Here is a 12,064-nt window from a genome sequence, read left to right on the forward strand (position 1 = left end):
GAGCAATTGGATTGAGTGGTTTAACGTTGGTGTTTTCCATGTCTTTGAGGGGTTCAGTTTGTCTACTTCTCACTTTCAACCAACCCTTTAACAAACCAGCGTTGAAAAATAATGACGACTAAAATCGGTGGAAGCATTGCTAAAATCACCATCGCGAAGGCGTAGTCATAACGGGGTAAACTCGTCTCACTGATGTTAGACAAGATCTGTTTTATGCCCATCACTATGGTGTTGTAGCTTTCGTCAGTCGTCATCATGATGGGCCATAGATATTGGTTCCAACCATCAACAAACATAATGATAAAAATTGCCGCCATCATAGTGCGAGACAGTGGCATCAGAATGTCGATTAAAAAGCGAAATGGTCCCGCGTTATCCAGTTGAGCAGCTTCGAGAAGTTCATCAGGAACGGTTCGGAAAAACTGACGAAAGAAAAAAGTGGCGGTTGCGGATGCAATGAGCGGGAACACCAACCCAGAATAACTGTTCAACATCCCTAGCTTTGCGACGACTTCGTAAGAAGGAATGATTCTAACTTCAAGCGGTAACAGTAGCGTGACAAAAATGAGCCAAAACCACAGCGTGGCATAGGGTAATCTGAAATACACCAGTGCATAAGCCGCGGTGATCGCGATAACTATTTTACCGATGGCGAAACCTAGCCCCATGATCATTGAGTTGATCATCATGGTCTTAGCGGTCACTGTCCCAGAAAACCCAAGACTATTGGTCCAAGCTTCTTGATAAATTCCAATTAAGTTGTCGCCGATCGTCCACTGTAACCCATCCGAAATAATGGTATTTGGATCGTGTGTTGAGCTGGCAAAAATGAGCCAAATAGGTGTGATCATAAATAGCACACCCGCAATCAGTATTAGATGATCAGACCATGCGTGTCTTTTCATTGTGGTCTCCTCGACTAATAATGAACGCGTTTTTCAACAACGCGAAATTGAATATAAGTAAGCATGAGCACCAGCAGCAGCAAAACCACCGATTGAGCTGAGCTACCCCCTAAATCAGCGCCAACAAACCCGTCGCGATACACTTTGTAAACCATCGATGTTGTTTGACCGCCAGGGCCACCAGATGTCATGGTGTCTATTACGCCAAAGGTGTCAAAAAACGCGTAGGTGAGGTTGATGACCAATAAGAAAAACCCAGTCGGTGCTAGCAGAGGAAAAGTAATGGTCCAAAAGCGTCGATTATCACTGACACAATCAAGCATCGCCGCTTCTCGGACAGCGTACGAGATCGACTGCAACCCCGCTAAGAAATAGATAAAGTTCACCGACACTTGCTTCCATACTGAAACAAGGATCAAAGCGACGGTGGCATCCACAGGATCGGTTTGAAAACTAAAGCTCCATCCCATGTAATCAAAAAAGTCGGTGAGTACGCCGATATGCGGGTTAAACAAGAAGCTACCCATGATTCCAGCGATAGCAGGAGCAACGGCGTATACCCAGGTTAACGTAACTCGATACGGCCCTTTACCATGCAAAACGTTGTCTGCTTTTACGGCCAACAACAGTGCTAATGAGAGTGATAAAAACGACACTGTAATGGCAAAAAAGACGGTAAAAATGACCGAATCAATATAGTCGGACGACTCTAGAAGGATCTGGTAGTTTTCCATGCCAACAAAGGTTGAGGACATACCCCAGGGGTCTTCTAGCATGAACGAGAGGTATACCGCTTGTGCAGCAGGATAAACAAAAAACACCGCAATAATGGCGATTTGCGGCAGTAGTAACGCATAACTGATTGGGGAATGCTGAAATTGTTGTCGACGGATCACAGTAGTACTCAATACAACGAATAGAAATGAAAGATACCAATCGAAGTCAATATCTGGTCAGAAAATTGCGCCGGAAAAATCGCTAAGAACAAGGCAAAAATTGCCGTAGATTGTGGTTCTTTCTACAAAAACTTTAACGCTGTTATTAGTGATATTAACTAGCAAGAACGATCAGCTAATGGCTTTGTTTAGTATGAATTGGGGCAGGTTTCCCTACCCCAACCTAGGCAGATTATTCACGTTAAGCAAACAACCTGCACGAGACGAGAGCAGTGGTTACTGCACTGTGCGAGCAAAGCGCTCTAGCAAACGCTCACTTTCTGTCTCTACTTTGTCCAAGCTGTTTTCTACGCTTGAGCGACCAGCAAAGATGTTGTCAAACTCACGATGCATCACTTCGCGGATTTGAGGGTAAAAGCCTAAACGGTACCCTTTGGTCCACTCGCCTGCTGGTAAGCTCAACTGCTTCACACCCACTTCTGCATCAGGTGATTCGTTGTAGTAACCTGATGCTTTGGTCATCTCGTAGGCCGCGTTTGTAACAGGGACATAACCTGTGGTTTTGTGCCAGTACATTTGCGTTTCTGGTTTAGTAAGATGCGCAAAAAACGCCGCTACTGCTTGATCTTGCTTGCTGTCATGGCCACTTAGTGCAAATAGTGCCGCACCACCAATAAAGGTGTGACTGCCTTCTTTTGCAACCGACTCCCAGTATGGTAGGTAAGTGGTACCAAAATCGAACTCAACGCGATTTCGCAGTCCACCAAACGAGCCTGATGAACCCATCCACATTGCGACGTCTTGGCGTTCAAATGGTGTTTGGTTTGCGTCCCAATCGCTGCCGTAATATTTGTAGTAGCCTTTGTCTGACCACTCTTTTAGTTTCGCCACGTGCATTTGCATGTCGTCGGTGTTGAACATGATTTTAGTTGGCAATCCTGTGTACCCGTTCTCTTTGTCTGCCAAAGGTAGGTTGTGTCGAGACTTAAAGTTTTCGAACATGATCCAAGGCGTGAGAGACTGAGAAAAGCTTGCGTAGCCCTGCTGCTTTAGTTTTTCAGCAACAACTTCAAGCTCTTCATAAGTTTTAGGCGCTTCAACGCCCGCTTTTGCCAGCATATCTTTGTTAAAGTACAGCACTGGTGTTGAGCTGTTAAATGGCATTCCGACCATTTTACCTTGGTTGTCCGCATAAAAATTACGAACACCTGCAAGGTAGTTGTCTGAGCTAAACGAGTAGCCAGAATCAACCATTATATCTTGTACGGGTTTAGCCACACCAGGAGCATTCATAATAGTCGCAGCGCCAGCATCAAACACTTGAAGAATGTTTGGAGCTTCACCTGCACGAAATGCTGCAATACCTGCGGTTAATGTTTCGGTGTAATCACCTTTATAAACAGGAGTAATTGCGTACTCATCCTGAGACGCGTTAAAATCAGTCGCGATTTGATTGACTGTTTCACCTAGCTGACCGCCCATTGCATGCCACCAAGTAATTTCGGTAGTGGCGAAAGCACCTGTTGAAAGTGTTGCGGATAGCAGTCCTGCTACGTAGAGCTTGTTCATCGTTTATTCCCTTTGGTTTTAACGGAGTTTCGAACGAAGGTTCGCTTTTTTCGTTTGCCAATATATTGAGAACTTTACGTGACAGTTTCTTTCCATAGAGGTTGCGTTTTTGTGAACTCTCTATGTCCATTCAATGACAACCTAGCTATCGCGGTGTCGCAGCGTTTTTTTAAGGAACACGAAATGGCAACAATCTACTTTATTTGCGGATTTATTGGCTCAGGAAAAACCACTTATTCAAACCAGCTGGCAGAGCAAAAAAAAGCCTACCGCTACAGTGTTGACGAATGGATGATCCCTTTGTACGGCGAACATATGGAGCGAGAGGTCTTTGATCAACGCCTACACACCCTACAAGAATTGTTTAAGCAGGCAGCGTTACAGCTACTGGCATTGGATGTACCGGTGATTTTTGATTTTGGATTCTGGAACAAACAAGAGAGAGACGAATTTAAACGCTGGGCCACCGAAAACCAGCTAGAGTACGAATTTGTCTATTTGGACGTCCCCTATGAAACCTGCCTACAACGCGCAGTAGCACGTAATCAAGAGCGAGGAGACAAGTCATATGAGATGACTCCTGAAATGCTAGACATGTTCTGGTCTTGGTTTGAAGTACCAAGCACTTCGGAAATCACAATTTGGAAAACGACCGACTAAGCCTACTTGAAGAACTTACTCCGATAGTAATCAAAGATAGAGCGTAATCTGCGCCAACGGGTAAATAGAACCTCTTTTGGTGCTTTAACTGGATGATACAAACAATTTGATTGTGTTCCGGCGGCAAAGAAAGCAGGGTTACAAATAAACGTCCCAAATTGTTGACCATTTTGACTATGGCCTAAGTAGTGCTTATCCCGAAATTCTGGAGTAACAAACTCGCCACTTCCTCCTATATCGAGGATGTCGTGTCCCTCTGTCTGCATAATATAAGGATACGTCATCTCGAAGTGCCCACCTAAACCTTTGTGGTAGGCTCTAATAATGCTCTTAAATGCTCCATTGGAGATACGATTAAAGGGTAAAAACGCTAAGTATTTTGGCAACTCGTTATTATAGTCCCCATACACAAACATATTGGCGTATTTCCACTCAGCAAAGGAGCGTGTTTTATGTGTACAAAGTAATGCAGCATCTTGTGTTTGCAACTCAGTGACGAGTTCGGACATGCAACCGGTGTAAACTACGTCGTCTTCACAAAAATAGTAGTAATCGAACTCTGAGTGTTGGCGATAAAAAAGCAGGTGATTATAATCTGCATTTCCAGGTATGAAGATCAGCTTACCCGAACTGTCAAACCGATGCTTCGATAAAAATCCAAGCCCAAGAGCCTGCGTCTCATCCCATGTGTAGAAGGGAATGCCTTCAAACTCAGTTTGAGCAGCACGAGTCCCATAGCCACAAATGAATAATTCAACATTGTCCAACTTAGATAGCTGCTGTTTTAGCTTTTTGACATTTTTACGAGTTTTACTCGGGTTATTTGTCAAATATACGAAAGCTACCTTGGCGGTATTAGGCATAGATTACGTTCTCTCACTCCGTTGATTCATTTCCAATATAGTGACCAGCATTTTTCTACTTTACTCAGTCACTAACAGAAACGAACTGCTGATCCGATTTAGACTCGCAAAGATCATGAATACAAGTATATGCCAGCGTTCGATAATAATCGTTTGCGTGCCTGTGTGTGCCAATGAAGTGAACCAATGTAGGTGAGTCTTTTTCATTACCGACAAATGGAAAACCATAATTTTGGTACGCAGGCCATGGTGCGATTTCTACATCATCAAACGTAGACAGCAATATATTGCTTGTCACTTGCTCAGTCCCCCAACGCCGCCAATTGTCTCTGCCTACTGCTGACTCCATGATTTCAGAAATACTGCTCATAACTTGCTGAGTAATACCTTGCTTGGGAAACCCCGTAAAACCCGAACACCCCCGCACATAGTGATCGATATATGTAGGTACCAGTTTATCTAGATGAGATTCGGTCGTTCCTTGAATATGCGTGCTATTCCATGAAGTGGCGAGCTTAGCCATTGCTAAAGCGTCAATAGGCTCAGGGTAATTAGGTCCGCCAATGAGAAAAGGTTTATTGCTGGCAATTTTTTGCTTCACAAAGTCTACATCGCCTAATGTAAGCGTGTCTGAGTCTAATTGGATGACGTATTTATCTTGGCTTCTCTGTACGACATAGGATAAGCGCTCCCATGTACCACCTTGTGGGCACCCCATAAGTTCAACGTCAGAAATTGGGATTAACTTAACTCCGCGGAAATGATTGCGGTATGCCTCGATATCGTCGGCAGTTAAACTTCCATCGTCAATTAATTCTAGTCCGCACTCGTCAAACTTAGATAGAAAGGTCTTTAGCGAAAGCAACGACATTTCTACCGCTTTATGGTGAACCTGAGAAACGACTATTAGGTCTGCGTCTGGAGTCACCTCCACCGGCGGTGTGTCATACACCCGTTGCACTATTTTCTTAAATCGAGCTCGTTCAATTCGATGTGGTATTGAGCGAATTTTCTCGATAATTGATTGAATCATGTTGTACTTCCTTGATAAAAATTTTTACACAACATCCATGTGGTAACGCTAAGTTTCTACACAAATGCGCCGCCACAGGTTCAGGTACGCTTTTAAGTGCCTCAAAGGCACTGTCGTTCTATGACAATGTTTGCAATAGCAACCTTTCGAGTCCTTGCGATTGACTATCGATAGAAAATTTCTTGCGCGCTCGCTCGGGTCCACGCAGGTGTGCTTTTTGTCTAGCGAGTGGATCATCTAGATACTTTTCTATTGCTTGGGTGTACTTTGCTTCATCCAGTTCATCCACAACAACGCCTATTTCTGGTGTGATTTGTTCTAGTGCGCTGTCACTCTTGACGGCCACCACAGGGGTACCGCACCCCATAGCTTCAGTGATGGCATTCGAGCAATTTTCGTTCAAACTTGCGTGAATAAACACATCGGCCTTTCGCATGTATTCGATGGGGTTATCACTGGCTCCAACAAACTCGCACAGATCCTCAATGCCCAACTCTTTCGCGTAAGCAATGGCATCGTCAAGTTGTTCACCACCGCCTACATGGGTGTAACAAATATCATTGCGCCGCTGAGATAAGCTCTGGATCACCCGTAACAAAAAGAAAATATTCTTCTGGGGTCGTAGTTGAAACACACTGACAATGTTCTTAACTGGTGAGAGTGATTCTTTGCGAACTTCGATCGGAAAAATAGACGAGTCTATTCCATTGCGTATATAAGTGACCTTGCGCTGCGGGATACCAACGGAGGAGGTTAATTTTGATTGGCCAATGCGCGTAATAGCAATGTACTTTGATGCTGAAAATATCCCAAGCTCATGAACCGCTCTTTTAAGGATGGTTCTTGGGGTGTTGTCTCGCATATGCACAAAACCATGTGAGTATCGAACATAGGCTATGGGCGTAACACCCCAGGCTTTAAAAAATAGGTTAGCGCCCCATATCAATGGGGGATCGATATAGACGATAGAACCAATGCAATTTTGTTTAAGGAACGATTTAATTGCGGCTCTGTTGCCGAAAAAGTCATTGCAATCAAGCTGCACAACATTAAGCGCGCAACCGGAATAGGACTGAGAAACCTCTGGATACGCGATAAAACAGCTAATATCGAATTGCTTTAGACTTTGAGCTAGGTGCTCATAGGTTTGATGCGCTCGTTTTAGCATTAGCCCTGTGTTGTCGGGCCAATTCATTACAAACAAAATGTTTTTGGTTTTGTGCATAGCGTCCATGTTCCACGTCATGCTCTTTCACCGTTTCAGTTGAAAGGGCCTTTGAGTACTTCATGGAAAGATCGACGTACTCAGTTTGCAAGCATAAATAAATTATATGCCCACTCTATGGAAAAACCTGCACTCGCAGCGTCTCTTTACTAAGACTTTAGTTACCTACAGCAAACCGTCTTAAAGTTGCCACAACATCACGTAGTGATCGACCAATAAGCAGACAAACAACAGTAGCAAATGAATAATAGAAAACTTAAATGTAGCCATAGCGCTTTTTTCTGTGGCGGCGTATTTCAATTTCCAAGCGTGATAAACAAAGCCGCTATTTAATACACTACTTCCGACCAAATAGAGATCACCTGTCATGCCGACCAGATACGGCAAGAAACAGATCAATGACAGTAACACCGTATACAACAAAATACTGGTTTTGGTATAGGCGATACCGTGGGTCACAGGCAACATTGGGATGTTCGCTTTCGCGTAATCATCACGACGGTGGATAGCCAAAGCCCAAAAATGTGGTGGAGTCCAAATAAAGATGATCATCACCAGCAACCACGCGTTAGCGTGAAGTTCATTGGTCACAGCTGTCCAACCAAGCAGCGGTGGCATGGCGCCAGCAATACCTGCGATAACAATATTTTGGGGTGTCGCCCTTTTGAGGTATTGAGTATAAACCACAGCGTAAGCAATAAGACTGGCAAAGGTCAGCCAAGCGGTTAATGGATTAACCCAAAGCGCCAGCACTATAAACCCCATAACCCCAATACTGACCGCAAACGTAAATACTCTGGCCGTATTCAATTGCCCTGAAGGCAGCGGCCGCTTATGGGTTCTCGCCATAATTGCGTCTATACGCCTGTCAATAAGATGGTTGAGCGCCGCGGCCGATCCTGCCATTAATCCAATACCTATTAAACCCATTACTGCTTTTACCGGTGGTAATGCTCCTGGCACAGCCAAGCACATTCCCACTAATGCCGTAACAAGCATCAACATCACTACTTTGGGTTTTGTAAGTTGATAGTAGCTACGCCAATTCGACGAAACCTGTGTTGACATAATGGGCATCGTTGTTGATTTAGCCATGGGACATCTCCTTTTGTTCCGGTGTTAGCACGGCGGTATCTTTTGTTGAGCTATTATCTTCAGCTCGTTGTGGTGTTAGCGTGAGTGAGCGCTGCAGTGCACGAACCTGAAACAACGTAGTAACTGTAGTCACTAAAAGTAATGAAGCCACTACGTTATGCGCGACAGCATTCAGAAGCGGAAGGCTCATTACCACGTTAATAATGCCTAAGCCCAACTGAGTCAGCAGCAGCAGTAGCAGCAGCAGCGCCCAAATGGCGATATTGGGCTGTTTATGTGCTGTGGCAAACTGAAACAGCCTCAAGATGAAAAAGCCAAACACGAGCGTAGTGATCACCGCACCTATGCGGTGAGTAACATGTATTGTCATTCTGGCAGGGTACTCCAACACGCCGTACTCGTAATTATCGTGTCCCAATACCAATGTGAATGCGTTCTTAAAATCTAGGTAGCTGATCCAATCTCCATTACATATTGGTAGCGAAGTACACATCAGTGCAGCGTAGTTTGACGAGGTCCACCCGCCAAGCATAATTTGAATCACCAATACCACTAACGCTGCTGCAGACCAGTGGCGCAAACGGGTGAGCTTGGGATACGCCAGCTCTGTCGATAACACGTTTCGCGAAGCGGACTTAGCTGTGGGACGAACTTTCATTAGTTGATTGTGTAACAGAATGAGTAGCGAAAATAGGGTAAATCCGCCGAGTAGGTGAAGCATGACTATCACTGGCATCAGCTTAAGCGTGACTGTCCATGCGCCCAAGGCACCTTGTAGCAACACCAAAACCACCAACGACAGCGACGTTACTCCCACTTGCTCACGATTTTTCCAGCCAAGAAAACCGATCGCTAATATAAACAGCCCCAATGTCGAGGCCGCGTAACGATGGATCATTTCGAGCCACGCTTTATGCGCTTCAACAGGTCGCTCTGGAAACTTAGCTTCTGCCATTGAAACATCGGCGTCGCTGCTTGGGACGATCAATTGTCCATAACATCCGGGCCAGTCGGGACAGCCTAAACCAGCATCAGCCAAGCGAGTGTACGCACCTAGTGCAATCACAATCAGCGTCAAGACTGCCGCACTTCGAGTCAGCAGTAGAAATCCTTTTGCCATAGTTGTCGTCATGACGCCTCCTTATCCTACTCGCGACAGCTTCAATAGCTTTTTCAGATCGGAAAGAAACGCTTTATGCATTGCTTGCACCGACTCAAACTCATGACTATCGAAGCTCATTACCCACTGTCCTAGCTTATCAACAATGACGACTTGACCGGGAGTAATGGGCCCAAAGCTAGGGAGTGATTGGATGCTCAACGACGATTGTTGAGGTAGTAGTGACGACACAACTACATCGCTGTTATCGGCCACAATCAATAACGCTGAAACTCGTGGTTTATCTTTACCCACTAGCTCATAGCTCGCTTGCATCATTTCGATCTGCTTTACACACAACTGACTACACTCTTCTGGAACCAAGTAGAGCATATGCCAAGTATCTTGAGCAGCGATAAAATCGGGCAGTGGACGATTTGGATCCACTAATTGTGAATAGCTTAAATACGGAGTGATTAGATCCCCTTGATTGGTGACGCCTGCTTGATAAAGCTTCTGTGATAATACCCACTGTGCGACGATCACAGGCAAAGCAAATACCGCTACTATCGCGAGCAATTTAAGGCGACCGCTACGTTGTTGCTGTTGAAAACTGATGCTCTGTTGCATAACTCATCCTTGATTTACAGTGTAAACATTCACCGCACACTATTGATTAATATTCATTCAACTGCTTTGTCTGTTTTATTACGATTTAAGCCAAATCGCCAGCCTACCCAAACCATCAATCCCATAAAAACACTCGCCATCGCAAACCATTGCACCGCATAACCAAAATGCTTCTGCGAACTCATAGGGAAAGGCTTCCAAACCATAGGTTGAGACCAGTCATTGAGTGACGTCGGTTGTATTAATACCGGCCAAACGCTCTGTTGCCATTGAGATGAAAGGTAGCCTGGGTTAATGGATTGAACGCGGAGCAAATCCATAGAACCCTGCTGAAAAGCTTCAAGGGACTGCTGCTCTGATAGTTGGTTTATAGATTTGCTGTATAAACGAGCGCTCAAGTCGGTCACTTGGGTGAGTAGCTCCACATTTGGAAGCTGCTCTCTTCTCGGTGAGGCAACAACAAACCCAAGATCAACCAACACCAGTTGGCTTGTGTGCTGATCAACACGCTTATACATGGGCTGATAGACGAGATATCCTACCTTTCCATCAAACGTTTGATTATCTAGTAGCAAGGCAGGTTTGTCTGACGGGGATAATTGAGCCGAAACATTCAGCCCGTAGTACTGCTGTTCGTTTTGCATAGCGTCGTCATCCATCACCGTCTGGAGTGGAACCGGTAAAGCCAATGAGCGATCGTATAATTGCTGTTCCAGACGTTGTTTTTGTTGGCCACGATCCAATTGCCATAATCCTAATTTGACCAACAGCAAAAACAATCCCAAAGTTAACAACAACAGCACTCCTACCTTAACGCTCAATAAACGAGGCGCAGATATGCCAGTCTGGATATTCAAACTGTTTTTAGTACTTCTACTGCTATTCATTGTCATAAACTTAGGTATTGCCCTTTTTAAAATGGTCAGTACGTCTCAATCTGCTCAGTCTAAAAGTATGAGTCACTATCTAGGCCGCCGGGTGATGCTGTCTGTTTGCGTTGTCATATTTCTACTTATTGCCCTGTCTATGGGTTGGATTGCTCCTAACCCAAGGCCCTACTAACGGTTCATCGTTGTCTCATCCCAATGGCTATAAAACGTAAACGAAAATAAACAAACACAGCCATACCACATCAACGAAATGCCAGTACCAACTTCCTGCTTGGAAAGCGAAATGATCTTTGCCCGTAAAATGCCCTTTTGCGATGCGCCAAAGTAAAATCATCAGAAAGATGGTTCCTAAGCAGACGTGAAAACCGTGGAACCCCGTCAACATAAAGAAGGTATTACCGTAAATACCACTCTGTAAGGTCAAATCAAGATCCTGATAAGCGTGAGCGTACTCTTGCACTTGATAGAACAAGAATAGACACGCCAGGATGATGGTTAATTCAAGCCAGACTACGAGTGCAAACCGGCGGTCTTTTTCCATCGATACGTGCGCAAAATGCAAAGTCACCGAAGACGTCAGTAATATAAGGGTATTTTTAAGAGGCAGTCCTTCCCATGACATCGCTTGAGTAGTAACCCCAGATGGCGTAGTGGTTAATGGCCAGATGGCTTCAAAGGCTGGCCAAAGCACTTCATGGGTCATGGCATTGTTATCAGCGCCGCCCAACCAAGGAACAGAAATCATGCGAGCGTAAAACAGTGCCCCAAAAAAAGCGCCAAAAAACATGACTTCAGAAAAGATAAACCAGCTCATACCTTGTCGAAAAGAGATCGAGATCTGCTGCGAATAAAGCCCTCCCATCGACTCTTGAACGACGTTAGTCAACCAGCCCGCTAAGATATACAACAGCATTAAAAAGCCAGCGCCAAGTATCCAACGACCCAACGCGCCGCCAGTTTGTGTATCTTGCACCGTAACACCTGCGCCTACCGCCACCAGAAACAACGCAATAGCCGCCAAAATTGGCCATTGGCTGTGCGAAGGCACAAAATAAGTTTGGTGTTCCGTTGGATTACTGTTCATAGTGCTTTCCTTAATCCTTAAGGTTAAGTATGAGCGACAATCTATCGCTAAATTGTAAAAGAGTTTCTGTATCCGATAACACGGCTGCCGCCTTAGTTCCTACTTGATCGAAAGC

13 protein-coding genes are annotated in these 12,064 nt (G+C 44.9%); 2 read left to right on the plus strand and 11 right to left on the minus strand.

The window, feature by feature from the left end:
• Positions 1-62 precede the first annotated feature (62 nt).
• The 3 genes from ugpE to ST37_RS06685 all read right to left on the minus strand — a co-directional run bounded on the left by ugpE (position 63) and on the right by ST37_RS06685 (position 3,370).
• Entirely contained in the window at positions 63-905 is an 843-nt protein-coding gene (gene ugpE, locus ST37_RS06675) for a sn-glycerol-3-phosphate ABC transporter permease UgpE (RefSeq protein WP_084884835.1), read from the minus strand.
• 14 nt (positions 906-919) lie between these two features.
• Positions 920-1,801 carry an ABC transporter permease subunit gene (locus tag ST37_RS06680; protein ID WP_084884837.1) on the minus strand — a complete coding sequence of 294 codons (882 nt, stop codon included), beginning with the start codon at positions 1,799-1,801 and terminating at the stop codon, positions 920-922.
• A 276-nt stretch (positions 1,802-2,077) separates the two neighbouring features.
• Positions 2,078-3,370: an extracellular solute-binding protein gene (locus ST37_RS06685; protein WP_084884839.1), complete on the minus strand. Its 1,293-nt coding sequence runs from the start codon at positions 3,368-3,370 to the stop codon at positions 2,078-2,080.
• Positions 3,371-3,553: 183 nt separating this feature from the next.
• Between ST37_RS06685 and ST37_RS06690 the strand changes: the two genes are divergently transcribed.
• A complete protein-coding gene (locus ST37_RS06690) occupies positions 3,554-4,030 on the plus strand; it encodes an ATP-binding protein (protein ID WP_084884840.1) in 477 nt (158 codons plus the stop codon).
• 2 nt (positions 4,031-4,032) lie between these two features.
• On the opposite strand, the gene ST37_RS06695 is transcribed toward ST37_RS06690, so the two are convergent.
• From ST37_RS06695 to ST37_RS06725, 7 genes are all read right to left on the minus strand, one after another.
• Complete coding sequence (locus tag ST37_RS06695) at positions 4,033-4,893, minus strand: hypothetical protein (RefSeq protein WP_084884842.1); 861 nt, start codon at positions 4,891-4,893, stop codon at positions 4,033-4,035.
• A gap of 64 nt (positions 4,894-4,957) precedes the next feature.
• Positions 4,958-5,926 carry a hypothetical protein gene (locus tag ST37_RS06700; protein ID WP_084884843.1) on the minus strand — a complete coding sequence of 323 codons (969 nt, stop codon included), beginning with the start codon at positions 5,924-5,926 and terminating at the stop codon, positions 4,958-4,960.
• Between the two features lie 118 nt (positions 5,927-6,044).
• On the minus strand, positions 6,045-7,172 hold the full coding sequence (locus ST37_RS06705; RefSeq protein ID WP_084884845.1) for a glycosyltransferase family 4 protein: 1,128 nt from the start codon (positions 7,170-7,172) through the stop codon (positions 6,045-6,047).
• Between the two features lie 159 nt (positions 7,173-7,331).
• Positions 7,332-8,246, minus strand: coding sequence for a heme o synthase (cyoE, locus tag ST37_RS06710; protein ID WP_084884847.1), 915 nt, complete (start codon positions 8,244-8,246; stop codon positions 7,332-7,334).
• A complete protein-coding gene (locus tag ST37_RS06715; protein ID WP_084884848.1) occupies positions 8,239-9,378 on the minus strand; it encodes a COX15/CtaA family protein in 1,140 nt (379 codons plus the stop codon). The genes cyoE and ST37_RS06715 overlap by 8 nt, the downstream gene beginning before the upstream one ends.
• A gap of 9 nt (positions 9,379-9,387) precedes the next feature.
• Positions 9,388-9,975: a hypothetical protein gene (locus ST37_RS06720; protein ID WP_084884850.1), complete on the minus strand. Its 588-nt coding sequence runs from the start codon at positions 9,973-9,975 to the stop codon at positions 9,388-9,390.
• Positions 9,976-10,028: 53 nt separating this feature from the next.
• On the minus strand, positions 10,029-10,772 hold the full coding sequence (locus ST37_RS06725; protein ID WP_172400943.1) for an SURF1 family protein: 744 nt from the start codon (positions 10,770-10,772) through the stop codon (positions 10,029-10,031).
• A 40-nt stretch (positions 10,773-10,812) separates the two neighbouring features.
• Here ST37_RS06725 and ST37_RS06730 point away from each other — a divergent pair, with 40 nt between their 5' ends.
• Positions 10,813-11,037 (plus strand): DUF2909 domain-containing protein, encoded by a 225-nt coding sequence (locus ST37_RS06730; RefSeq protein WP_084884853.1) that lies wholly within the window; start codon positions 10,813-10,815, stop codon positions 11,035-11,037.
• Positions 11,038-11,064: 27 nt separating this feature from the next.
• Here the strand turns inward: ST37_RS06730 and ST37_RS06735 are convergent, their stop codons facing one another.
• Complete coding sequence (locus ST37_RS06735) at positions 11,065-11,949, minus strand: cytochrome c oxidase subunit 3 (RefSeq protein WP_084884855.1); 885 nt, start codon at positions 11,947-11,949, stop codon at positions 11,065-11,067.
• Positions 11,950-12,064 lie beyond the last annotated feature (115 nt).

It is taken from the genome of Vibrio sp. qd031 (assembly GCF_002100145.1).
Taxonomy (GTDB): domain Bacteria; phylum Pseudomonadota; class Gammaproteobacteria; order Enterobacterales; family Vibrionaceae; genus Vibrio.

Bases quoted from the DNA above. Each gene is read 5' to 3' on its own strand.
- ST37_RS06685 (WP_084884839.1), bottom strand. From the start codon at position 3,370: ATGAACAAGCTCTACGTAGCAGGACTGCTATCCGCAACACTTTCAACA.
- ST37_RS06705 (WP_084884845.1), bottom strand. From the start codon at position 7,172: ATGACGTGGAACATGGACGCTATGCACAAAACCAAAAACATTTTGTTT.
- ugpE (WP_084884835.1), bottom strand. From the start codon at position 905: ATGAAAAGACACGCATGGTCTGATCATCTAATACTGATTGCGGGTGTG.
- ST37_RS06735 (WP_084884855.1), bottom strand. From the start codon at position 11,949: ATGAACAGTAATCCAACGGAACACCAAACTTATTTTGTGCCTTCGCAC.
- ST37_RS06690 (WP_084884840.1), top strand. From the start codon at position 3,554: ATGGCAACAATCTACTTTATTTGCGGATTTATTGGCTCAGGAAAAACC.
- ST37_RS06730 (WP_084884853.1), top strand. From the start codon at position 10,813: ATGCCAGTCTGGATATTCAAACTGTTTTTAGTACTTCTACTGCTATTC.
- ST37_RS06700 (WP_084884843.1), bottom strand. From the start codon at position 5,926: ATGATTCAATCAATTATCGAGAAAATTCGCTCAATACCACATCGAATT.
- cyoE (WP_084884847.1), bottom strand. From the start codon at position 8,246: ATGGCTAAATCAACAACGATGCCCATTATGTCAACACAGGTTTCGTCG.
- ST37_RS06715 (WP_084884848.1), bottom strand. From the start codon at position 9,378: ATGACGACAACTATGGCAAAAGGATTTCTACTGCTGACTCGAAGTGCG.
- ST37_RS06720 (WP_084884850.1), bottom strand. From the start codon at position 9,975: ATGCAACAGAGCATCAGTTTTCAACAGCAACAACGTAGCGGTCGCCTT.
- ST37_RS06695 (WP_084884842.1), bottom strand. From the start codon at position 4,893: ATGCCTAATACCGCCAAGGTAGCTTTCGTATATTTGACAAATAACCCG.